This window comes from Pseudomonas sp. MF6396 (genome assembly GCF_002018915.1).
Classification (GTDB): domain Bacteria; phylum Pseudomonadota; class Gammaproteobacteria; order Pseudomonadales; family Pseudomonadaceae; genus Aquipseudomonas; species Aquipseudomonas palmensis.
In genome coordinates this window covers 156,375-177,488 of sequence record NZ_MVOK01000007.1, presented here as the reverse complement: position 1 = coordinate 177,488, position 21,114 = coordinate 156,375, and the positions used below count along the sequence as shown (strand labels likewise).

General features: G+C 59.3%; 19 protein-coding genes and 2 pseudogenes. 10 read left to right on the top strand and 11 right to left on the bottom strand.

Annotated features, from left to right (window positions below):
* Positions 1–30 precede the first annotated feature (30 nt).
* Positions 31–462, bottom strand: coding sequence for a GFA family protein (locus tag MF6396_RS09695; RefSeq protein WP_012051932.1), 432 nt, complete (start codon positions 460–462; stop codon positions 31–33).
* Positions 463–503: 41 nt separating this feature from the next.
* Here MF6396_RS09695 and MF6396_RS09690 point away from each other — a divergent pair, with 41 nt between their 5' ends.
* A complete protein-coding gene (locus MF6396_RS09690; RefSeq protein ID WP_078480192.1) occupies positions 504–1,460 on the top strand; it encodes a LysR family transcriptional regulator in 957 nt (318 codons plus the stop codon).
* A gap of 260 nt (positions 1,461–1,720) precedes the next feature.
* Here MF6396_RS09690 and MF6396_RS29005 read toward each other — a convergent pair.
* Positions 1,721–1,891 (bottom strand): annotated as a pseudogene (locus MF6396_RS29005) (FAD-dependent oxidoreductase); the annotation flags it as partial.
* Between the two features lie 510 nt (positions 1,892–2,401).
* On the opposite strand from MF6396_RS29005, the gene MF6396_RS09685 reads away from it, so the two are divergent.
* The 5 genes and pseudogenes from MF6396_RS09685 to MF6396_RS29000 form a co-directional block, all read left to right on the top strand.
* Positions 2,402–2,944, top strand: coding sequence for a redoxin domain-containing protein (locus tag MF6396_RS09685; RefSeq protein WP_078480191.1), 543 nt, complete (start codon positions 2,402–2,404; stop codon positions 2,942–2,944).
* An 11-nt stretch (positions 2,945–2,955) separates the two neighbouring features.
* Positions 2,956–3,495, top strand: a complete 540-nt coding sequence (locus MF6396_RS09680) for a DsbA family protein (RefSeq protein ID WP_078480190.1) — start codon at positions 2,956–2,958, stop codon at positions 3,493–3,495.
* A 98-nt stretch (positions 3,496–3,593) separates the two neighbouring features.
* Entirely contained in the window at positions 3,594–4,694 is a 1,101-nt protein-coding gene (locus MF6396_RS09675; protein WP_078480189.1) for a low temperature requirement protein A, read from the top strand.
* A gap of 228 nt (positions 4,695–4,922) precedes the next feature.
* Positions 4,923–5,225, top strand: coding sequence for a putative quinol monooxygenase (locus MF6396_RS09670; protein ID WP_043862987.1), 303 nt, complete (start codon positions 4,923–4,925; stop codon positions 5,223–5,225).
* A 194-nt stretch (positions 5,226–5,419) separates the two neighbouring features.
* A pseudogene (locus tag MF6396_RS29000) lies at positions 5,420–5,602 on the top strand (monovalent cation:proton antiporter-2 (CPA2) family protein); the annotation flags it as partial.
* A 38-nt stretch (positions 5,603–5,640) separates the two neighbouring features.
* Here MF6396_RS29000 and MF6396_RS09660 read toward each other — a convergent pair.
* From MF6396_RS09660 to MF6396_RS09640, 5 genes are all read right to left on the bottom strand, one after another.
* Entirely contained in the window at positions 5,641–6,624 is a 984-nt protein-coding gene (locus MF6396_RS09660) for an LLM class oxidoreductase (protein ID WP_043862986.1), read from the bottom strand.
* Positions 6,625–7,036: 412 nt separating this feature from the next.
* The gene (locus tag MF6396_RS09655) at positions 7,037–7,603 is read right to left on the bottom strand and encodes a DUF6630 family protein (protein ID WP_078480188.1); all 567 of its coding nucleotides are present in this window, start codon (positions 7,601–7,603) and stop codon (positions 7,037–7,039) included.
* 199 nt (positions 7,604–7,802) lie between these two features.
* A complete protein-coding gene (locus tag MF6396_RS09650) occupies positions 7,803–8,435 on the bottom strand; it encodes a hypothetical protein (RefSeq protein ID WP_078480187.1) in 633 nt (210 codons plus the stop codon).
* Between the two features lie 249 nt (positions 8,436–8,684).
* Entirely contained in the window at positions 8,685–9,260 is a 576-nt protein-coding gene (locus MF6396_RS09645; RefSeq protein WP_078480186.1) for an ATP-binding protein, read from the bottom strand.
* Between the two features lie 117 nt (positions 9,261–9,377).
* A complete protein-coding gene (locus MF6396_RS09640; RefSeq protein ID WP_078480185.1) occupies positions 9,378–11,552 on the bottom strand; it encodes a TonB-dependent siderophore receptor in 2,175 nt (724 codons plus the stop codon).
* Between the two features lie 175 nt (positions 11,553–11,727).
* Between MF6396_RS09640 and MF6396_RS09635 the strand changes: the two genes are divergently transcribed.
* Together MF6396_RS09635 and MF6396_RS09630 are read left to right on the top strand one after the other, a co-directional pair.
* Positions 11,728–13,182, top strand: coding sequence for a DUF1254 domain-containing protein (locus tag MF6396_RS09635; protein ID WP_078480184.1), 1,455 nt, complete (start codon positions 11,728–11,730; stop codon positions 13,180–13,182).
* A gap of 33 nt (positions 13,183–13,215) precedes the next feature.
* A complete protein-coding gene (locus tag MF6396_RS09630) occupies positions 13,216–14,709 on the top strand; it encodes a DUF1254 domain-containing protein (RefSeq protein ID WP_043862979.1) in 1,494 nt (497 codons plus the stop codon).
* A 56-nt stretch (positions 14,710–14,765) separates the two neighbouring features.
* Here MF6396_RS09630 and MF6396_RS09625 read toward each other — a convergent pair whose 3' ends face one another.
* On the bottom strand, positions 14,766–15,329 hold the full coding sequence (locus tag MF6396_RS09625; RefSeq protein ID WP_043862978.1) for a recombinase family protein: 564 nt from the start codon (positions 15,327–15,329) through the stop codon (positions 14,766–14,768).
* A gap of 297 nt (positions 15,330–15,626) precedes the next feature.
* Between MF6396_RS09625 and MF6396_RS09620 the strand changes: the two genes are divergently transcribed.
* Together MF6396_RS09620 and MF6396_RS09615 are read left to right on the top strand one after the other, a co-directional pair.
* Positions 15,627–16,694, top strand: a complete 1,068-nt coding sequence (locus tag MF6396_RS09620; RefSeq protein WP_078480183.1) for a fatty acid desaturase — start codon at positions 15,627–15,629, stop codon at positions 16,692–16,694.
* A gap of 187 nt (positions 16,695–16,881) precedes the next feature.
* Positions 16,882–18,027, top strand: coding sequence for a serine hydrolase domain-containing protein (locus MF6396_RS09615; protein WP_078480182.1), 1,146 nt, complete (start codon positions 16,882–16,884; stop codon positions 18,025–18,027).
* A 45-nt stretch (positions 18,028–18,072) separates the two neighbouring features.
* Here the strand turns inward: MF6396_RS09615 and MF6396_RS09610 are convergent, their stop codons facing one another.
* From MF6396_RS09610 to MF6396_RS09600, 3 genes are read right to left on the bottom strand one after another with little or no spacing between them, the layout of a single operon-like run.
* The gene (locus tag MF6396_RS09610; RefSeq protein WP_238596427.1) at positions 18,073–18,660 is read right to left on the bottom strand and encodes a nucleotidyltransferase family protein; all 588 of its coding nucleotides are present in this window, start codon (positions 18,658–18,660) and stop codon (positions 18,073–18,075) included.
* On the bottom strand, positions 18,644–19,690 hold the full coding sequence (locus tag MF6396_RS09605; RefSeq protein ID WP_078480181.1) for an XdhC family protein: 1,047 nt from the start codon (positions 19,688–19,690) through the stop codon (positions 18,644–18,646). The genes MF6396_RS09610 and MF6396_RS09605 overlap by 17 nt, the downstream gene beginning before the upstream one ends.
* A 53-nt stretch (positions 19,691–19,743) precedes the next feature.
* Entirely contained in the window at positions 19,744–21,093 is a 1,350-nt protein-coding gene (locus MF6396_RS09600) for a c-type cytochrome (protein ID WP_078480180.1), read from the bottom strand.
* Positions 21,094–21,114: the final 21 nt, after the last annotated feature.

Sequence of the window (21,114 nt, the reverse complement as noted above, 5' to 3'; positions counted from 1 at the left end):
CGACATCTTCACTTATGGAAGAGCAAGCTCTTACCCTAATGCGGCGGCAAATGCTTCTGGCGTGGGGCTCTCCTGCCATTGTGCGATTGCTCCCGGCAGCACCAGCCATGGCTGCTTGCGCCGAGTCCAGATATGCGCAACCGGCTCGAAGCGCTCAGCCCCTTCCAGGATGCCGGCCCGTACCACTCGCATGCCGGGTGCTGCCGTCGTCTCGTTGAACAGCCGGGTATGACATGTACCGCAGGCATGTTGGGTAGACGTTTGACCTTGGTGTTCATGCTCAAAGATCGCCGTTTCGCCAGACACCTGAACAGCCGAAGCCGCGCTCAGCATGTGCAGACCAAACGCACTGCCGCTCCAGCGCTGGCAGTTCAAACAGTGGCAGGCATACAGCGGCGGCAATTGCCGCGCCACGATCTCAAGGGTGACTTGCCCACATCGGCACTGACCGGTGATTCTCATGCGTTAGTTCCTTACAATGACGCCCGGAAAAATGTGGGCGAATGATCGCTTTTCACGGGCTCTGGCAGAAGATCAAATTAGGAGCAACTGTTGGCCAAGAATGTATGAGCGGTATTGAATGGGAAAGCCAGCGTGTATTTCTCGCCGTGTTGCGCTCTGGTAGCCTGAGCGGCGCGGCGAAGCTGCTGGGTATCGCCCAGGCCACTGCGCGCCGGCGCCTCGACTGTCTTGAACACGCTCTCGGTGTGAGTCTGTTCACCCGCACACCTCAAGGACTGACGCCTACTGCCGGAGCGCAGCGCCTGATCGAACATGTGGAGGCCATGGATCTGGCCGCGCAAACCTTCAACCGCATGGCCAGCTCTGAAGCGTCGATGGATCACGGTACAGTCCGGCTGACCTGTGGCGAGTTGCTTGGCGTCGAAGTCTTGCCCGACCTGCTGCGCCCTTTCCATTACGAACACGTCGGACTCAAACTTGAGCTGAGCATAAGCGATGCCCTTGAAGACATCGCCAGGCTGCAATCGGATATTGCGGTGCGGCTGATGCGGCCCAATGAAGCGGATATCACGGTGCGGCGTGTCGGCAGTTTGCAGATTGGCATCCATGCCAGTGCCGGGTGCCTGGAGCGCTACGGTAACCCAACCTCCCTGCTGTCGCTGCGCCAGCGACCGCTGATCGGGCCAGACAGACGCTCAGCGGATTTGCGTCGGTTTATCGACTCTGGTCTGTGCGATGCCGACCAGCATTTCGCCATTGCCTCTGATCATCACCTTGCTCAGCTGGCCGCTCTGAGAGCGGGCTTAGGCTTCGGGCTCTGCCCGACTCAAATCGCAAAATCGCACCGACTGGTACATGTGCTACCACACGATTTTGGCTTTGAGGTTGAGGTGTGGATCGCAATGCACAATGACCTGCGCAAAATTAACAGGATCGCTCAGGCGTTCGAGGTTCTTGGAGAGCAGTTACATCAGTATCTATGCTTAGCCGATCAGTGAGCAGCGTAGGTCGGCTGCCGCTCCATCCGAAGGGCAGCTATGGGTCGATAGCGGTTAGGCGCGACCGGCAGCTTTCGACCCAATAGCTGCCCTTGGCGGAGGGCAGCTAACGGCCAAAAGCGGTCAGTGACAATATTCGCAAAGTCTACCGCTCAGCTTCCCGAAGACCGATCTCGACTATTCGTTAGGTACAGCACCATCGCTGCGCGAGCCGCATCTTTGACTGCTGCTCCGCGCAGTGCTGCAATGGGGTCACGTTATCCGTATAGGATGTTGCTCCATGCGAGTGAATCTCCAAACACTCCCGACGCGATACCTTCAGCCTCAACCAAGGTGATATTCGCGCCTTTATCAGCCAGGTGTTACGCCAGCGAAGCGCCCACGATGCCGGCACTAATGACAACGACTCGTTTGTCCAGAGCATTTCCCATAGCAACCTTCATTCTGTAGACCTGAAGGCGGTTTCAGTGTCTGCCTCTGGTCGATTTCTGCTTGTCGTAAGGGGCAGCAGTTGTCGTCCAGAAAGCAGATGTAAATTTGTCTGAAGTGGCGAAATAGCTGCCAAAATCATCGTGTTAAAACGCCGCCTGAAATGGCAGCAAGATAAGCGCGTGAGTGTTGTTGGCACTGGAGGGTAGCGAAAAATCGTTCAGCTACTACGGTAAGCGTCATCAACGACTATAGTCATTGGTGAGCCAGAGCGAATCTGACCATTCCCCTGCCAACCTGGCCTAATCCAATTCCGCGATTACACGGCGGATCTTCTTGTGTTCCTTGATGCGGAACGTGAACGTTTCGCTGCCGAAATCACTCAGGCTCAGGCTGAGATCGAGGTAGCGTTGTCTTTTTTTGAACCCCTTGATGGTGGATGGAGTTATCCCGCCGGGCACGTCGCATCCCACTGAGCACGTCCCAACCACCCATCTATCAAGGTTCAAGCTATGAATACTTTAGAGTTCGATGATGCACAAAAAACCAATGGCGACCTGGTTCAGGGGCCGCTGCCGGCCGGCACTGTCGCGCCCGACTTCACTCTTCACGCAACCCCTGATCAACAGTTGTCGCTGCGTGAGCTAAAGGGAAATCCCGTGATATTGGCGTTTTATCCCGCTGACTGGACTTCGGTGTGTGGTGACCAACTGACTTTGTACAACCAGTTGCTACCCACATTCAGAGAATACGGTGCGGCGCTACTGGGTATCTCGGTTGACAGCGCCTGGTGTCATCAGGCCTTTGCCAAAGATCGGAATTTTCACTTCAGCCTGCTGGCCGATTTCGAGCCCAAAGGGGCTGTGGCACGACAGTATGGAGCGTACGAGTCCCAGCTCGGGGTTTGTAAGCGTGCGCTGTTCGTGATTGACAAGGACGGGGTGGTTGCCTGGAGCTACGTCTCCCCGATGGCAATCAACCCTGGTGCGGACGGTATTCTGGATGCGCTGGATGCTTTGGCGAATTCGCCACAAAGCACGCCAACCAAAAATTAACAGGTGATTAGATGGCCACTCTCAAAGTCCCGGTAAGTGCCAACGACCATCGCCAGGGAAGTGCGCATGCCAAGGTCACCTTGGTCGAATTTGGCGACTATGAATGTCCCTATTGCGGTGAAGCTTATTGGATGGTCAAGAATCTGCAACAGCATTTTCGCGATGACTTGCTGTTTGTGTTCCGTAACTTCCCTCTGACCACCGCTCACCCCCATGCATTGGGTGCAGCGGTCACCGCTGAGTATGCCGGGAGTCGAGGATTCTTCTGGGAGGCCCACGACGGATTGTACGAAAATCAGGATCGATTGGGCCTGCCGCTGTATCGCGCCATCGTTCTCAAACACGGCCTTTCCAGGGAGGAATTCGATCTTGCAATGCAAGAGGATACTTACATTCCCAAAATACAAGCCGATTTCAATGGCGGTGTACGCAGCGGCGTGAATGGCACCCCAGCGTTTTACATTGACGGGCTTCGGTATGACGGAGTTCCAGAGTTCATCGGGATGAGTCAGATGATTGAGCTTTTGTTAGTGCGTGGACGAAATCGCTAGAGAGCCAAATCGGCTTGGCATCACCCACATCGGAGCCGGGGAAAAACCAACGTTAGCTTCCTTTTACATTAAAGAGGTGGGCACGGAGCCGGCAACTAATGAAATCTTTGAAGTATTATGAAGAAAATCGACACGCCACATGGTTGGAGTTGTTTTTTGACCTGACTTTCGTTGTTACGATAGGTCAAGTTACGCACACTCTCGGACATGTTCATGATAGGCACTTTGAACATAAACAATTATGGACATTCTTACTGCTTTTTGTGCCGTTGTGGTGGATCTGGTCCAGTCACACGATTTATTCCAACAGGTTCGATACAGACAGCAATCTTCACCGTTTGGCAACATTATTCATAATGCTCCTGCTCATTGTGCTATCGGCACGGATCGGGGAAGACTTGGAAGTGAACTACCCGCTCATTATTGTCTGCTATTTTGGTATACGTGCAATCATCAGTGTTATGTATATTTCATCCATTAGTAAACTCGATTCTCGCGGCGAACTTTCCTCAAGGCTTGGCTTCGCCCTATTAGTTAGCGCAGTTATTAGCCTTTCATCCGTTATTTTTGACCCGCCCTTGCGTTACCTTGTTGCTTATATTGGGATTGTTCTTGATATTCTGTTTCCTGTATTTTTCTGGACTAAACTAAAACCGTTGCCAGCACACACAGAGCACTTGGTTGAGCGCATAGGCCTACTCACCCTAATCTTATTGGGGGAGTCAATTATTAGCCTTTCCGGAGGCTTATCTAACATTCAATGGGGTTATTATAATGTGATGGCGGCCATCACCGGATTTATCATGATTTGCAGTATCTGGTGGATCTATTTTGATAGTTTTTACTTGCTGAAAAAACATCAAAGCAGGATGAGTGGGCACGCCTTAATCTACTCGCACCTTTTTCTTTTTATGGGGCTGGCACTTCTGGCAAATTTGATTAGGCATGCGATCCTGAACGACATTGCGATACGCGATTTCCAGATTATGTCGATCACCGGCATGGCCTTGTTTTTCCTAGGTAAGCAATATGGCTATTTCATAGCCGTGAGTAGAATAAGGAAATACATCCTACAAAACACGTTGATAGTGTTTTCTTTGGGCGGGTTAGTCGTGTTTTTACCCCGCGTCGAGTACATATTGGTCGGCCTGACAGCAACCATGATCTCTTATGTTTTTCTAAATTTCAGATATCGTTGAATCATCATTATCAGACCAGAGGGTGGGACCAAGTGAGCAAGTGGCTGACTTGCGGTTACATGCTGCCCACTACGTCGTTCTCACTGCTCGTGCGCTACTCGCCGCTACCCTTGGTCTATTTGGGTTTGTAATCCTGGTATCGTCGACCATAGTTAAGAGTCTCGGATGCCCCTCTTAGCTATCGCGATCTGATAGCGCCAGCCGCATCGTAACAACAAGAGCCACATCATGGTCAAAGTAGCGTTGTTCGTTCGCCTAAAAGCAAAACCCGGGAAAGAAAAGGATGTAGAGAGCTTTCTTTTGGGTGGCCTTCGGTTAGTGGAGGAGGAGCCAGCCACTACAGCCTGGTTTGGAATCCGCTTGGGGCCGTCCACCTTTGGCATCTTTGACGCATTCCCGGATGAAGCGGGCCGGCAGGCTCATCTTTCGGGCAAGGTCGCGGCGGCGCTTATGGCAAACGCTGCCGAGCTATTTGCCGAACCGCCATCAATCGAGAAGGTTGACGTCCTTGCGGCCAAGCTACCCAGCTAAGCAAACCCAATAGGAAGCTCCAGTCAGTACTGGGAGGCCCACGATGTATTTTGTGAAAATCAGGATAGCCTGGGCCTGCTGCTGTTCCGGGCGGTGATCAATCAAAACACTTGTATTGAAGATAAATGTCATGGCTAAAGTGCCGTGTCCAGGATTCATGCCATGCTTGCGCGCTCGGTATAAGTGAAAGGATACGCGCGCAAATCGTGTCCAGGGACGGCGTGGAAGCCGCACAGAATCTGCAAGGCAACGTGCTCATCACGGGTTTAGGCTGGGTAGGGTAGATTGTTTGCCGGGCACCGGTCGCTCATGGCGCGAAGATCTCCATCATTGATATAGAACCGGAGGTCATCCGCGCCGTGACACCTTATGGTTTCGTCAAGTGAGCATTCGTCGGCGTAGCAGTGACCGATGTTCAATGAGCTGCCTGACGCGGCTGCACTCCGAACTGCGCAACGATGTGCGTACCCAATTCCTCAATAACTTCCACCGCAGGGCGCTTGCCGTATTTGAGATTGAGAATGACGTGGTCCACGCCGATTTCCTCAAGCGACTCCAGCAAAAAACGTAGATGGTAACGTCCAAGTCTGAACCCCAAATGGATACGTGTGGGTGGCGTTGACGGATTCTCATCGAGATCGATGTACAGCGACTGAGTAAAGGGCTTATACACAGAACCACATTGTTTCGTGACCTCCAGTCGCCAATCTTCCACGACCAGCCGCTGCATGTTCGGAATGCGTGGATAGTTGATCCATCCGTTGCTCTCACGCGCGATCCAATCCAGTGACTGGCGACTGTTGCCGGTCACGAGCATTGGAATGAATTGGGTGGTCGGTTTCGGAATCAGGTCTGCGCCTTGCATTTCACCAGTGCTCCAGTGGATGGGCTCAAAACTGGTGCTGTGGGCGCGGCGAATCACTTCGTAGTGTTCTCGAAAGATCTCTCCACGCCTTTCGGGATCGACGCCAAATGCCGAAAACTCCACTGGCCGATCTCCCGAAGCAACCCCCAGAATCAAGCGACCAGTGCTCAACTGATCTACGCTGGCAGACGCCTTGGCCGTGTGCAGGGGATGGTGCAGCGGGATGGCGATGGAGGCGGTGCCAAGTGCAATCTCCGAGGTATGGGCGGCCATATAACCCAGGTAAACCCAGGGGTCGAAGACTTGGCCGACATCGCCGAAGCCAGGGTCGCGAAGCGGCACGTCGCGAAACCAGAGCGCGCAGAAGCCCAGCGCCTCGGCTTGTTTAGCCAGTGTGACCTGGTTGAGCATGCTCGGAGTGTCCCCGTCGAACGCCTCCATGGGAAAGAATAATCCAAGGCTCAAATGCCCCTGAGTGAAGGTTCGGCTGAACCCTCGATGCTGCTGGTAAGGAATCGTGCTCGGCCGATACATACGGATTGACCTCATGGCAGAACGTGAACAGCGCCCCCGTTTCCAGAGGTGCTGCGGCATCGGTCGCTTTTGAACGGCAGGTGGGGGGACTGGGTCTGGCTTTTACCCGTTGCGCCGTACTGCTGGTCGTGTGGACCGGACTCAGGGGGCAGTTGCTGGCGATAGGCGCGGGTTGGTCCGGGTGGGTGTTAAGCGGACGGTCAAAGGAAGTCAGATCTCTCGGCTCTATACCACCAGATGGGCAAGGCGTTCGAGGAATCATTCTATAAGCGTAGGCGGTTTTGCAGCTCTCCGCCATATTCTTACAATCGAGCCGCTGGTGGGCGAAAGTCGCGTATCGAAGGCAGTTATCGGTCGTTTCCTGCCATTCCAGAACGGCCGCTATTGGCCGATAGCGGTCAGCCAACGTGTCTCAAAAGGGATCGAGCCGTGCGTCGATGCCCGCCTGCTTAGCCAGCGAGATCAGGTTTTCGACGCAATCTTGCTCAATGATGCAACCCACATAATCGGCGCCGCCTGTATCCACATGCAGAAAGCGCTTCCCGAACCCGGTCAGCCATTGATCGAAATCGATCAGCACTTGCATCAGTGATGGCGTCTCTTCCAGCTTGTAGGCATAAATCTGGTCAATGCCGCTGGCTTCAATCAGTTTCGTTGCCAGGTACTTGAAATCATCGAAGCCGTGCACGTCCACGGCCATTAGAACCAGATTATTGAGTAACTGGCCTTTATCAGCGTCCAAAAGACCACTGACCAACGCGGTGGCCGGGTCTTCACCTAGGTTGTAATAGCGCGACACCCTTCTCACGAGACGCGCACGTTCCTTTTCAGGCAGCCGCGCCAACAGGGCCTGGGTGAACGTTTTCAGTTGCGCACCGAATGGATAAAGCTCACGCATAATCGCGGCATCGCTCAACCTTGGTTCATCGGGTGGGGGTTGTGTGAAGCGATCGCCGAACAATCGACTGAACAAGCCCATCGCCGTTTATTCTCCTTGGTGGGTAAAGCCTCTGACGCGAAGCTTACCCCAGCGGTTCGATGACGGCGAATAGGGTCAGGGTTGACATCTGTTCAGTCTACGTGTGGCAGCAATCGACCCATAGCAGCCATTCACGAAGGGCCGCATTCGGCCAATGCCGCAGCAGTGGGCGCCGCAGCATGAGTGCGAAGACCTTTAATTACTCGACCTTGTTACCTGGCAATGGGGCCGTATGTATTTCGTCAAACATAGCGGTTGCCACTGAAGCAGCATAAACAATGTATTTCACATCACTTTCTTTGCTCTTGACTTCATAAATTTCACAAAGCAGACTTTTGTTGTTCTTGGGCAACGCTGCAGGCGACCAGGATGAAGGGCTCTTGAAGTTATACTCAGGGCCTTTGTACATTAAGGATTTTATGCCAACAACGGTACGCTTGTATTTTTGTCTATCAGGTCTTTTGGAATTTTCATAGTCCCCTATAAATGATCCTAAAGAACCGGAGACAACATCTATGCACTCCTTGTCTAGCGCGGTCTCATAATCAGCAGCCGCGTAGGTTCCAACGCTGCCATGGTTGGAATAGAATTTTTGACGGGGCGTCAATTTCTCTTCTGGCTGCTTGGGTTTATATTCATCACCCTCGAAATAGTATTCGATGTACCCTCGCGAAATATCCACCCTGTTGTATATTTTTCTCTTTTCTATCACGTCTTCGAAAGTGTACCAGCGATGCTCAATTAGTGTGTGCTCGACGTCTAGCCCGCTCGCCATCACTTTTAAAGAAAGCACGGAGCCGAACAGGATATATGCAATGTTGATACTTTTCATGAGCTCGCCCAGGGCATGGTTTTTTAAAGTTTACTTGATTCTAGCCAGTGCACGATAGAGTTGTAAATTTATCTAATAGCAAAATCAACACACTGGATCATGATCGACAGGTAGACCAGCGCATCTTCGAGCTTGATGTCTTGGCGCACGCAAAACCGGGGAGTGTGATTGCCGTGGCAACACACGGGGCAGCGCCTGTCGCTGGAGCATACCCCCCGGACAAGCCGTATGGCCTTACTGGCCGAACGCCTACCGGTTATCCGCCAGGCCTCGATGGCCAGTGGTGTGCGGGCCTCGCGCCACGGCGCGCAGGGTGTTCGCCAGCATGTCTTCAGCGCTGCGCTCACCGTCGACTCGCAGGACGGGCGCTGTCTGCCTTGAAAGCCACGCCTCGTGCCGCACACGGCTTCGGCTGGAAAACGCCGGGTCGTCATACTGGGAAGCCCATTCGCGAAAGGCCAGGTGAATGGCATGCATGTCACCACCGGGCGCGATGCGATTGCCAAAGCGCTGCTGTTCTCGTGCTGCCAGTCGTTTCAGGCGAACAGGTGTCGGCGTGATCACGAACACGATCAGGTCGACATGCGCGATCAGCGCATCACCCCAGCCATCGAACGAGCCGGTCAGTACCCAGCCCTGATCACCGAGTGCCTGTTCGATCAGGCAGACGCGTTCGGCGGGTGGTCGCTTGGTAGTGAAGGGCGGGTTGGTGGGCAGCCAGTAGAAGTCATCGACATCGACATGCCGCAGGTTCAGCGAGCAGGCCAGGTTGTGACCCAGGGTGGTCACGCCGGCACAGGAGGCGCCGGTAATGTAGATACGCATTGTTCTGTTCATGCGCCATCCTACCCCGGCGGTCTGTCAGGGCGAAGCGCTCCGGCGCGTCAGCCCGGGTGGCGTTGGTGCGGGTCACGACACGGCGCATCCCTGCGCCACTTCACATCAGAAACTGTACTTGGCCGTGAGCATCATGTTGCGCGGTGTGCCGTAGGTGTCGCCGCCGTAGCTGGTCGAGTTGGAGATGGACGAGTAGTACTTGCGGTCGAACACGTTGTTGGCGTTCAGCTGCAGGTCCAGGTTGCGGGTCAGCCGGTAGCCGGCCATCAGATCGGTGACGGCGTAGCCACCCTGTTCCAGGCGATAGCTGCCACCGTTGGCCAGCGCCACGTCGTTGTACAGGCGGCTCTGCCACGACACGTTGCCACCCACGCGCAGTTTCTCCAGCGGGCCCTGGAAGCGGTAGGTGGTGGTCAGCTTGAACAGGTGCTCGGGCGTGTCGGTGTCAAAGCGCTGGTTGACGTTCTGCGGGTTGGCGGCGTCCTTGAGGGTGTGCACGCGGGCATAGGTGTAGCCACCGCCCACCTGCCAGTTCTCGGTCAGCGCACCCTGCAGCTCGAAGTCGATACCCTGGCTGCGGATCTCGCCCGAGGCCTCGTAGCATTCGGTCTGCGGGCAGTTCGGCACGAACACCTGCACCGCGCGGTTTTCCTGGTCGATGCGAAACAGCGCCAGGCTGGCGTTGAGCGCACCCTCGAAGTACTCGCCCTTGATGCCCACCTCGTAGTTCTTGCCCACGATCGGCTTGACCGGGGTGCCGGAGGTGCCCTTGCTGCTCTGCGGGGTGAAGATGTCGCTGTAGCTGACGTAGACCGAGTGATGCTCGTCCAGGTCGTAGACCAGCCCGGCATAGCGGGTGACGTTGCGGGTGACCTTGTAGTCGCCGTCGCCATCGCGGTTGTCGTAGTCATACCAGTCCAGGCGCCCGCCCAGGATCAGCTTGAGCGGGTCGGCCAGGCTCAGGCGGGTGGTCAGGTACACGCCATCCTGGGTGGTCACTTCGCGGCTGTTGCCGGTGTGGGTGAAGTTCGGCTTGCCGGCATTGATCGGCCAGTTGGGGTCGTAGGGGGCATAGTTGTGGGTGGTCATGTCGTAGATGCGCTTGCTGGCACCCACCACCAGTTCATGGGTGCGCCCCAGCGCCTCGAAGGGCCCGCTGACAAAGGCATCCACGCCGGCCTGGTTTTCATCGTGGGCCGACTGGTACACGGTGCGTGCCAGCGTGTTGTTGACCCAGCGCGACTGGTACGAGCCGGAGAACAGCGCGTTCTGCTCGGAATAGTTGGCGTTGACCTGCAGCTTCCAGTCGTTGGCCAGGCGCTGGCGTACCTCGGCAAAGACGGTGTTGATCTCCTGGTCCTTGTTCTCCCAGGGGGTACCTGGGTTGTACGAGCGCGGCAGGTTCAGGTGATGGCCGTCCAGGCCGATCATCGAGGCGCCCCAGAAGTAGTTGGTCTTGTCCTTCTGGTTGGAGAAGCCGAGGGTCAGGGTGGTGGCGTCGCTCAGGTCCGCCTCGGTGATGGCGTAGAACAGGCCGTGGGTCTCGTCCACGCCATCGACGAAGCTGTTGCTGTCGCGGTAGGACGTCACCACCCGACCGCGCAGGGTGCCGCTGTCGTTGAGCGGGCTGGAGGCATCGACCTCGCCGCGGTAGTCGTCCCAGCTGCCGGCCGCACCGGTGAGGGTGACCTTCTGTTCGGCCAGCGGGCGCTTGCGCACCAGGTTGATGGCAGCCGAAGGGTTGCCCGCACCGGTCACCAGCCCGGTGGCGCCGCGCACCACCTCCACCCGGTCGAACATCGCCAGGTTCGGCTGGGCGCCCACGGTCCAGCCCTGGTAGCCACTGGGGATGCCGTCGTACATCAGGTTGTCGATATCGAAACCGCGCGCCGAATACGTCTGCCGGCCAGGGCCGCTGGAGAAGTCGAGGAACAGCCCCGGGGTGGCCTTGACCACGTCGTTGATGCTGGTCATGGCCTGGTCGTCCATGCGCTGGCGGGTAATCACGGTAACGGCCTGGGGCGTTTCGCGCAGGGTCAGCGGCAGCTTGGTCGCCGTCGACATGGCGCCGGTGGTGTATGACTGGGTGCCTTCGGTGGTGCTGCCCAGTTGAGTGTTGACGATTTCGGTGGCGCCCAGCTCCAGGGTCGCAGCCTTGGCTGGCTGCGGTGTCGCAGAGCTGTCATCGGCCAGGGCGGGGGTCAGGGTGGCCATGCAGATGGCCATGGCCAACAGATTGCGGGGCAGGCCGGAGCAATGCGGCGGGGTAGGGCGCGACATGAAGGGTTCCAGTGGTAGTGATAAATATAATACATATGAGAATCGTTACCAAATGATGTGTCAAGGTGTGTCGCAATAAATAGCGGCGTTCTGGCCGATGCCGCGTCCTCTGCTAGGTTTCTAACCACCACCTTTTGTCACCCCACCCCCAGGCATACAGGCAAGGAAGCACCCGATGAACAAGACACCCCTGTTTTTCAGTGGATTGCTCGCTACCGCGGTACTGTTCGGTAGCGCAGCGGCCCAGGCACATACCCAGCCGGTAGTGCAGGTTTCCGGGCCCGAAGCGGATGTGAAGGTCACGGAAACCTACGTGCGGATGATGGCCAGGGAGGCGTACTTCTGGGGTTGGCCCATGGCCAACATCTTCAACCGCCGGCAGAAGTTCAAGGACCTGCCCGAGGCGGGGTTGATGGGCGGCATCGTGCCTGTGGCGCCGATCAACCACCTGTCGATGCTCACCGACTACATCTCGCCCGGGGAACGGCTCGTGGCCTGCCCCAACCAGGATGTGGTGTATGGCGCAGGCAGCATCGCCCTGGACATCGAACCCGTGGTGATCCAGGTACCGGACTTCGGTGACCGTTTCTGGGTGTACCAGATGGTGGACCTGCGCTCCGACAGCTTCGCCGAGCTGGGCAAGATGTACGGCACCAAGCCCGGCTTCTACCTGCTGGTGGGCCCGGACTGGAACGGCAAGGTGCCGCAGGGCATCACCCAGGTGTTCCGCGCCAGCACCAACACCGGGTTCGTGATTCCACGGGTGTTCCAGGACGATACCGACGACGATCGCAAGGCCATCCAGCACTATCTGTCGGGCATCGACATGTACCCCTTGTCCAAGTACGACGGCAAGCCCAAGCAGCGTGACTGGAGCCAGTCGCCGAAATTCCCGGCCGAGGCGGCGGGTGAAGAGGAAACCCGCTGGGTGTTCCCGGAAACCTTCTTCGACGAGCTGCCGGCGATTCTCAAGGATGCCAGGCCGCTGCCCGGCGAAGAGGCGCGCTATGCGCAACTGACGGTGCTGGCGCAGATCGCCCAGCGCGATCCCGAGCTGAAGAAAGCCATGATCGACGAGGCGCAGAAGGCTGACAGCGAGGTGGTCAAGCCGTTGCTGCAGTTTCGCAACTACGGCCAGCAGTTGCCCCACCACTGGAGCACCATCAGCAACGGCGCGGCGTTCGGCACCGATTATTTCCTGCGCACCGCGGTGGCCCGTTCGAACATCTTCGTCAACAAGCAGATCGAGACCAAGTACTTCTACCAAGACCTGGATGCCTCCGGCACCCGGCTCAACGGCGGCCAGCGCTACAGCGTGACCTTCCCCAAGGGCGCGCTGCCGCCGGTCAAGGGGTTCTGGTCGTTGACGCTGTACAACCAGCAGCACTTCTTCGCCGAAAACCCCTTGGGGCGCTACTCCCTGGGTACCAAGAACACGTCGCTCAAGACCAACCCCGATGGCTCGCTGACGCTCTACGTACAAAGCGATTCGCCCGGCGCGGACAAGGAAAGCAACTGGCTGCCCGCGCCCAAGGGGGCCGACTTCTCGCTCTACGTGCGGGCCTACTGGCCACAGGCGGCGGCGATGAACGGCCAGTGGACGCCGCCGGCAGTGGTCAAGGTCAACTGAACGGATTACCCCATCGCGCCACGAGGACACCTCATGAACCGTTTGAGCAGCACCGTGACGGCCCTGGCCGTAGCCATTTCCCTGAGCAGCGTGGCCAATGCCGCCACCCGTTACGAAGAACTGGCCAACCAGCCCTTCGAAAAGGGCTTCCCGACCGAAGCAACCGCACGCAGCCTCATCGACGAGCTGGTGTTCCAGCGCGCCGTGCAGTCGTACCTGTGGGCGTTGCCGGCGATCAACATCTGGTCGATGAAGGAGGCCTCCGAGAAGCACTTCGGCGCCGGCTACAACATCCTGCCCACCTGGAAGAAACGCATCAACGCCAAGACACTGGTGACCACGCCCAACTCCGACCTGGTCTACGCCATGAGCTACCTGGACCTGGCCAAGTACGGCCCGCTGGTGGTCGAAGCCCCGCCTGGGGTGCAGGGCATGTTCGACGACTTCTTCCAGCGCCCCATCGTCGGCCCGACCATCGACGGCAAGACCTGGCGCGGCGACGTGGGCCTGGCCGGCCCTGACAAGGGCAAGGGTGGCACCTACGTGCTGTTGCCGCCGGGCTACAATGGCCCGGAGCCGACCGAGGGTTACGTCTATCGCTCGCGCACCAACAACGTGTTCCTGTTCTGGCGCACCTTCTTCAAGGACCCCAACGACCTCAGCGTGCCGGTGGCCGAGGTCGAGCGCACCAGGATCTATCCGCTGGGCAAGAAGGACTCGGCACTGGCGATGCAGTTTCCCGATGCCACCGGCGCACCGATCAACATGCTGTTCCCCGAGGACGGTCGCTACTTCGACATGCTGTCGCGCTTCATCGACGCCGAAGCGGTGGACCCGGCCGACATGGACATGCGCGGGTTCCTGCACACCCTGGGCATCGAGAAGGGCAAGCCCTTCGCCCCGGATGCCGAACGGCGCAAATTGCTCGATGAAGCGGCGCGCACCGCGTTCAAGATGAGCAAGGTGGTCACCAGCCACCTGCTGCCCAAAGAGCCTGGCGGCCTGTACTACAAGGATCGCCAGTTCGTGAACACCTTTGCCGGGGAGAACACCGAGTTCCAGGCCAGTGGCACCTTCACCAACCTGGAGCAGCGCGTGGCGTTCTTCACCTCGGCCTATTCGGACAGCCCGGGCATGGTGATGAACCTGGTCGGCGCCGGTGCCAAATACCCGGCCACCACCCGCGATGCCGAGGGCAAGTTCCTCGACGGTGCCCACACCTACAAGCTCAACCTGCCGGCGAATGTGCCGGCGGCCTTGTTCTGGTCGGTTACCGCCTACGACAACCTCACGGCATCGGGCCTGGACAACGGCCAGCCGTTCCCGTCGCTCAACCAGATGGACAAGCCGACGCCCAACAGCGACGGCTCCACCGACATCTACTTCGGCCCCACCTCGCCGGGCGAGGGCAAGAACTGGATCAAGACCCTGCCAGACAAGGGCTTTCTGGTGATCGTGCGGTTGTATGGGCCCAAACAGGCGTTCTTCGACCAGAGCTGGAAGCCGAGCGACCTAGTCAAGCAGTGAGGGTAGTCCAGCCGGCCTGGAACAACTAGTACCTAGGGCTCTTCTTCTGAAGAGCCCTAGGTCGATTTCAAATACCGATATAACGTCTGGCGACTGATATCGAAATCACGCGCCAGCCGGGATTTACTTTCTCCCGCGCGGGCGCGCTCAATTAAACTTACAACCTGATTGTCGGACAGTTTCTTCTTTCGACCTCGGTAGGAACCCCGATTTCTTGCAGTTGCAATACCGGCGGCCTGTTTTTCGCGCAGTGCCGCGCGCTCGAACTCTGCAAGCAACTCCATGGCCGCGACGATGGGGCCCGCAACTTCACGGCCGTCATCTCGGAATGTCAGGTTTTCATCCACAAACTTGAGCGTGACCTGTTTTTCGATCAAGCGGCGAATGAAGTTGCACAACTGCTCGGTATTGGCCGAAAGCGAGGCCATGCTGTCCACGATCACGGTATCCCCGCACTGCAGGTAACGCAGCAGCTTTTCAAAGCCTGCGCGGTGGGTGGCCGTGTCTGCAGGGGCATCGTAAAACACCGCGTCGAAGGCATCGGGGCTGGCTGGGCTGGGTACGCTGGCATCGGGTTTCGGTGAGGCGAGCCGGCAATATCTGATGCGATGCAATCTCATGGTGCCTCCTTGGCAATACTTGTACGGCGTCGTTTTATAACTGTACAACCTGTAACTAAATTAAAAATCCTTACACGTAACTGTCACGCTGAACCCACCCAAAATACACAGTTGCAAAGACTTTTACTTGCCTTATCATTTTGAAGCTTGAAAGGATCTTAACAAGCTTCACGCAAACAGTCGATTTGCGTTTATATAATGCGCGCATGCATTCACCTACCCGTTGTATAGCCCGAACAATTGACGCGGCCGGTTTAACCTGGCGGGGGATTGTCCGACACAAACAGAGGATGAGGTATGAAAGTCTTGGAGGCAGAAATGGAACTTGAACGCCCCACTACCGATCAGCAAAAGATTGATCATGTTACCCGGCGTATTACCGAACATGGTAATTACCTGCGCCAGCGCTATCCGATCCTGCAACATCAGAATGCGCTGGGCGCAGGTGTCATGGCGGTGTCGCTGATCGGCATGGTGGTGAGTGGGGGGCTCTACCTGCAGGGGTCCATTCCTGCCTGGGGCTGCATTCTGATCAACGCGCTGCTGACCTCGTTCATTCATGAAATAGAACACGATCTGATTCATCGTCTTTATTTCAGAAAACAGCCGCTGGCGCACAATGCCATGATGTTTTTATGCTGGTTGGCTCGGCCGGGAATGCCCAGCCCCTGGTTAAGGCGAAGTTTGCACTTTCATCACCATAAAGAGTCAGGCACCGAGACGGATGTGGAAGCCTGGATCACCACCAGTGGCAGCCCCTGGGGTGTACTGCGGTTGTTGAAACTGGTGGACGGGTTCATCTTCGGTTTTCTCAATGCGGTATTTGCCCCAGGCTGGCGGGAGAAAGTCCGCTTGCTGGTCAAGATCGTCCGGCTCAATACACCCTTCGGGCTGTTGTACTGGGGTTGCTGGTATGTGTTTCTCGGCTACCACCTGTATGCCTGGCTTGGCGCGGTCAGCGGGCACGAGGTGCACAGTTCCGCGACCACACTGGCGGTGATGGACGTGGTCAACAGTGTGGTCGTGATTCTGGTCGCGCCCAACCTGATCCGGCAGTTCTGCCTGTTTTTCATCAGTTCGAACATGCACTATTACGGTGATGTGGCACCGCGCAATGCGCTGCAGCAAACTCAGGTCATGAACGCCTGGTGGCTATGGCCGTTTCAATTGTTCTGCTTCAACTTCGGCAGCACCCACAGTATTCACCACTTCGTTGTCAGGGACCCGTTCTACCTGCGCCAGATGACCGCGCCTTATGCGCATCAAGTCATGGCCGAGGCCGGTGTTCGGTTCAATGACTTCGGCACCTATAAACGCGCGAACCGTTATTCCCTGGCACACACGCACACGCGCTCGCGTGGATGAACGTTCCATCAACCTGTGTGTTTGAGGGGGCGCCCCAGGGGGCGCAGTCGGTAGTCAGGTTCACGAGCCAACAGTAATGCGTTCGGGTCTGTCAGGCGCCGAGACAATCATTGTCGCCTGGCAGGTCTGCTACGCAGCAACGTCGCTCGGTTACAGGGCAACACTTCAACGACGAGGAAGACGAGGCATGAAAGCGCAAGGGATATGTGCCCAGCCCTTCGAGGCGGTCCGGCAGGCCTTCGAAGCGATGTTCGATGATCCGCAGGAGCGGGGTGCCGGGCTCTGTGTGCAGGTGGACGGGGAGCGGGTCGTCGACCTGTGGGCCGGTGTGGCGGACCAGGAGGGCGGCAGGCCCTGGACGCACGACACGCTGGCCAACACCTTCTGTGTTGTAAAACCCTATGTGGCAGTGGCCATCCTGATGCTGGTCGAGGCGGGCCGGCTGGAACTGGATGCGCCGGTGGCCCGCTACTGGCCCGAGTTCGCCCGCAACGGCAAGGCCAGGGTCAGTGTGCGTCAGGTGATGAACCACACCGCCGGCCTGCCGGCGCTGCGAGGCCCCGACCATAACCCGATGATGTATGACTGGGAGCACATGGTGCGGGTGCTGGAAGACGAGCCGCTGTGGTGGGAACCGGGCACCGACCTGGGCTACGGCACCACCACCTTTGGCTGGATTCTGGGCGAGCTGATTCGTCGGGTGGACGGGCGCGACCCCTGCGCCTTCATCCATGAACAGATGCTGGACCCCCACGGCCTGGACGTGCACCTTGGCGTGGACGAGACGCAGTTTCACCGTATCGCTCGCTTCGACAGTGCCTCCGGGCGCGTTGGCGACCCCTACTCGCAAGCGCTGCGCACGGTGGTGAAGAGCGAGCCCTCGCATATCGCCACATTCGCCTTCACCAACCCCGGCATGGTGCCCCGGCGCACCAGTGACCCGCGCTGGTGGGCCTATCGGCAACCCGGGGTGTGTGGCCATGCCACTGCTCACGGCCTGGCCGGTTTCTACAGTGCGCTGCTGGCGGGCCACTTCATCGGCCCTGAACTGCTCGACGAATTCACCCGAGAGCACAGTCATGGCATGGATCGGGTATGGATGCGGCCGATGCGCTACGGGCTGGGCTGCATGCTGGAGCAGCAGGTCGACCCGGCGGCTACCCACGCCATGGGCCCGGACACCTTCGGCCACATCGGGCTTGGCGGCCCGATCAGCTTTGCCGACCCCGAGCGGCGCGTGAGTTTTGGTTTCGTCACCACGACCTCGGGCGGCCACAGCATGATCGATCCGCGCCCCGGCCGGCTGTCAGCCCTTGTCTATGCGGCGCTTTGAGCAAGGCGCCAGCGTGCAGCGGCAGTTGCGTGCGGGTGGCGTCGCTCACCTCGAGCCAGCCGGGATGTCCCGCAGCTGATCCACATCCCTGAGGACGCCCGCATCTTCCACCGGCACCTGGACGCAGGCGTCGTGCGCGCCGCGCACGATGTCCTTGCCGCCCTGATCGCCCTGCAGGCATGCCAGGGCCGGCCAGAACTGTCGACCGAAGATCACCGGATGCCCACGCACCCCGTGATGCAGCGGCAGCACGATCTGCCGGGCGTTGCACAGGGCCTTCAACTGCTTGAGCGTCTGCCCCTGCACCCAGGGCATATCGCCCAGCAACACCGCCACGGCCGGGGCCGGTGACTGTTCCAGCGCACGCACCCCGGCTGCCAGGCTGCTGCCCATGCCCTGGTCGGCCTGCTCGGCCCACAGGACCCGTACCCGCCCGTCAATTGCCAGGTTCGCGGGATCGTCCCCGGGCCTGAGTACCACCCGGACGTCGTCGAACGCCTCCAATGCCCGTGCCAGCGTGGCTGCCAGCAGCGTTTGCCCCGACGCCAGCCGTGCCAGGCGTTTGTCGCTGCCAAAGCGCCTGGCACGGCCTGCAGCTAGCACCAGGGCGATGCAGTCACCCTGGGTGCGCACAACACGATGCCTGAGTCAGTGGCGGGTGCTCCACCTGGGGCTGGGTCGGCCCCGCGCCGACAGCGCCGGGCAGGGGCACGCCGTTCTTCACCGCCAGCACCTCGGCCATCACGCTCACCGCAATCTCCCCTGGGGTCTTGCTGGCGATGTAGAGCCCGATGGGCCCATGCAGGCGCCGCAGCGATTCCGGCGTCTGGCCAAAATGCCCGATCAAGCGCTGGCGGCGGCTCTCGCTGTTGCGCCGCGAGCCAATCGCCCCGATGTACATCGCCGGCCCGCGCAGCGCTTCGATCAGCGCCAGGTCATCCAGCCTGGGGTCATGGCTCAGGGCAATCACGCAGGTGCGAACATCCACCGCAAACGCGCGCACCACGTCGTCCGGCATGCCCATCAGCTTCTCTACTCCGGCGACCGTCCACACGTCCATGTGCTCGGGCCGCGGATCACACACCGACACCTTGAACCCGTTGAACAGCGCCATCACCGCCACGTACTCGGCCAGCACACCGGCGCCGATCAGCAGCATCCGGTAAGCCGGCCCCAGCGGGTTGCTCATGCGCTGCCCATCGAAGCTGAACGGTGCATGGGGCTGGTCGGCCTGCACCGTCACCTCGCCCGAGGCCAGGTCAAGCTCGCGGCGCATCAGTACTCCCTCATCGAGCAGCGCCAGCAAACGGCCCAGCGCCTGCGCGCAGGGTGCGAACTCCAGCACCAGTTCCAGGGCGCCGCCACATGGCAGGCCGAACCGGTGCGCCTCGTCCGCACTCACGCCGTAGCGCACCACCTGTGGCGCGCCGCCGGGTATCCCCGGCCCGCCATGGAGGCTGCTGTACCGGTCAATCAGGTCGTCCTCGATGCACCCGCCCGACACACTGCCCACCGCGCGCCCGTCCTGCCTGAGCACCATCATCGAGCCCACCGGTCGCGGCGACGAGCCCCAGGTGCGCACCACGGTGGCCAGCAGGCAGCGCTCGCCGCCGGCAAGCCACTCCCGGGCAGTTCGCAGCACCAGCAGGTCAATGCTTTCCATGGGGTGTCCTCGACAGGCGTTGCAATGGCATGGGGGCTTCCTGGTGGTGATGCTCAACGCATCTGCAAGATGATCGGGTTGCTGCTGGCCGGCCCGGTGTGCTCGCGCAGCTTGCCCACCGCCTTGGCCTCTACCGCGCCACCATGATTGCCCCAGGTGCTGCGCACAAAACTCAGCACCTCGGCAATTTCCCGGTCCGACAGCTGTTCGCGAAATGCCGGCATGCGGTAGGCGTCCGGCACGCCCGCGGCGACGATGCGCTGCGAGCCGTTCAGGGTGATGTTGATGGCCGATGCGTCCTCCCCGGCCAGTGCCGAGGTGGCGCCGGCCAGGGGTGGCATCCACTCGGCCTGGCCGCGCCCGTCCAGGCCATGGCAGGTCGCGCAGCGGCTCACGTAGGTATGCGCGCCGGGGGCCGTGGATGCGGCCGACAGCTCGCTCGCCTGGTACTGCCATGCCGGCCCGTCGCGGCTGGGGTCGCCGGGCAGCGACTTGAGGTAGTGCGCGATCGCGCCCAGGTCTTCGTCGCTCATGAACTGCGTGGAGTTGTTGAACGCCTCGGTCATCGAGCCGTACACCACCGCGTGCCGGTTGCGCCCGTGCTTGAGGAAGCTGACGATATCCGCCTCGTTCCAGCGCCCAAGCCCGGTGTTGGGGTCGTTGCGCAGGCTCGGCGCATACCAGCCATCCAGCAGCCCGCCGGCCAGGTACGTCTTGCTGGCCTCGTTCAGGCCCTTCTCGTTGAAGGCCAGGCCGCGCGGCGTATGGCAACTGCCGCAGTGGCCCGGCCCCTGCACGATGTAGGCGCCGCGGTTCCACTGCGCGTCCTGGTCCGGCTTGGCCGGGTAGGGCGCGGGGTCGGTGAACAGGCCGTTCCACAGCGCAATCGGCCAGCGCAGGTTCAGTGGCCAGGGGATTTCGCTGGGCTTGTTGGCCTGCGCCGCCGGGCTCACCCCGTGCATGAAGAAGGCATACAGCGCGCGGATATCGTCGTCACTGAGCTTGGCGTACGAGGGGTAGGGCATGGCCGGGTACAGCCGGCGACCGTCCGGGGTCACCCCATGGCGCACGGCGCGGTCGAAGTCGGCCAGGCTGTAGGCGCCGATGCCGGTGGCGCGGTCGGCCGTGATGTTGGTGGCGTAGATCGCGCCCAGCGGGGTGGCCATCTTCAGCCCGCCGGTAAACGGCGCCGCCTCTGGCAGGCTGTGGCAGGCCACGCAGTCGCCCAGCCGCGCCACGTACTCGCCGCGTTGCACCAGGGCCGGGTCTGGCGGTGCGGCACTGGCCTGGGCTGCAAAGGGCGAGGCCGGTGTGCGGGTGACGTACCAGGCCATTGCGGCGGCCACCACTAGGCACAGCAGCGCGAAACAGCCCAGCGTTGTTGCGAGTCGACTCTTGGTCATGTGCGCGGTGTCCCTGATCGA

Excerpts from the sequence above, each read along its gene's own strand:
- MF6396_RS09655 (WP_078480188.1), bottom strand. The coding sequence starts at position 7,603 with ATGGGCTTGTTCAGTCGATTGTTCGGCGATCGCTTCACACAACCCCCA.
- MF6396_RS09635 (WP_078480184.1), top strand. The coding sequence starts at position 11,728 with ATGAACAAGACACCCCTGTTTTTCAGTGGATTGCTCGCTACCGCGGTA.
- MF6396_RS09605 (WP_078480181.1), bottom strand. The coding sequence starts at position 19,690 with ATGGAAAGCATTGACCTGCTGGTGCTGCGAACTGCCCGGGAGTGGCTT.
- MF6396_RS09625 (WP_043862978.1), bottom strand. The coding sequence starts at position 15,329 with ATGAGATTGCATCGCATCAGATATTGCCGGCTCGCCTCACCGAAACCC.
- MF6396_RS09670 (WP_043862987.1), top strand. The coding sequence starts at position 4,923 with ATGGTCAAAGTAGCGTTGTTCGTTCGCCTAAAAGCAAAACCCGGGAAA.
- MF6396_RS09640 (WP_078480185.1), bottom strand. The coding sequence starts at position 11,552 with ATGTCGCGCCCTACCCCGCCGCATTGCTCCGGCCTGCCCCGCAATCTG.
- MF6396_RS09650 (WP_078480187.1), bottom strand. The coding sequence starts at position 8,435 with ATGAAAAGTATCAACATTGCATATATCCTGTTCGGCTCCGTGCTTTCT.
- MF6396_RS09630 (WP_043862979.1), top strand. The coding sequence starts at position 13,216 with ATGAACCGTTTGAGCAGCACCGTGACGGCCCTGGCCGTAGCCATTTCC.
- MF6396_RS09675 (WP_078480189.1), top strand. The coding sequence starts at position 3,594 with ATGAAATCTTTGAAGTATTATGAAGAAAATCGACACGCCACATGGTTG.
- MF6396_RS09685 (WP_078480191.1), top strand. The coding sequence starts at position 2,402 with ATGAATACTTTAGAGTTCGATGATGCACAAAAAACCAATGGCGACCTG.
- MF6396_RS09620 (WP_078480183.1), top strand. The coding sequence starts at position 15,627 with ATGAAAGTCTTGGAGGCAGAAATGGAACTTGAACGCCCCACTACCGAT.
- MF6396_RS09680 (WP_078480190.1), top strand. The coding sequence starts at position 2,956 with ATGGCCACTCTCAAAGTCCCGGTAAGTGCCAACGACCATCGCCAGGGA.
- MF6396_RS09695 (WP_012051932.1), bottom strand. The coding sequence starts at position 462 with ATGAGAATCACCGGTCAGTGCCGATGTGGGCAAGTCACCCTTGAGATC.
- MF6396_RS09600 (WP_078480180.1), bottom strand. The coding sequence starts at position 21,093 with ATGACCAAGAGTCGACTCGCAACAACGCTGGGCTGTTTCGCGCTGCTG.
- MF6396_RS09645 (WP_078480186.1), bottom strand. The coding sequence starts at position 9,260 with ATGCGTATCTACATTACCGGCGCCTCCTGTGCCGGCGTGACCACCCTG.
- MF6396_RS09615 (WP_078480182.1), top strand. The coding sequence starts at position 16,882 with ATGAAAGCGCAAGGGATATGTGCCCAGCCCTTCGAGGCGGTCCGGCAG.
- MF6396_RS09660 (WP_043862986.1), bottom strand. The coding sequence starts at position 6,624 with ATGTATCGGCCGAGCACGATTCCTTACCAGCAGCATCGAGGGTTCAGC.
- MF6396_RS09690 (WP_078480192.1), top strand. The coding sequence starts at position 504 with ATGATCGCTTTTCACGGGCTCTGGCAGAAGATCAAATTAGGAGCAACT.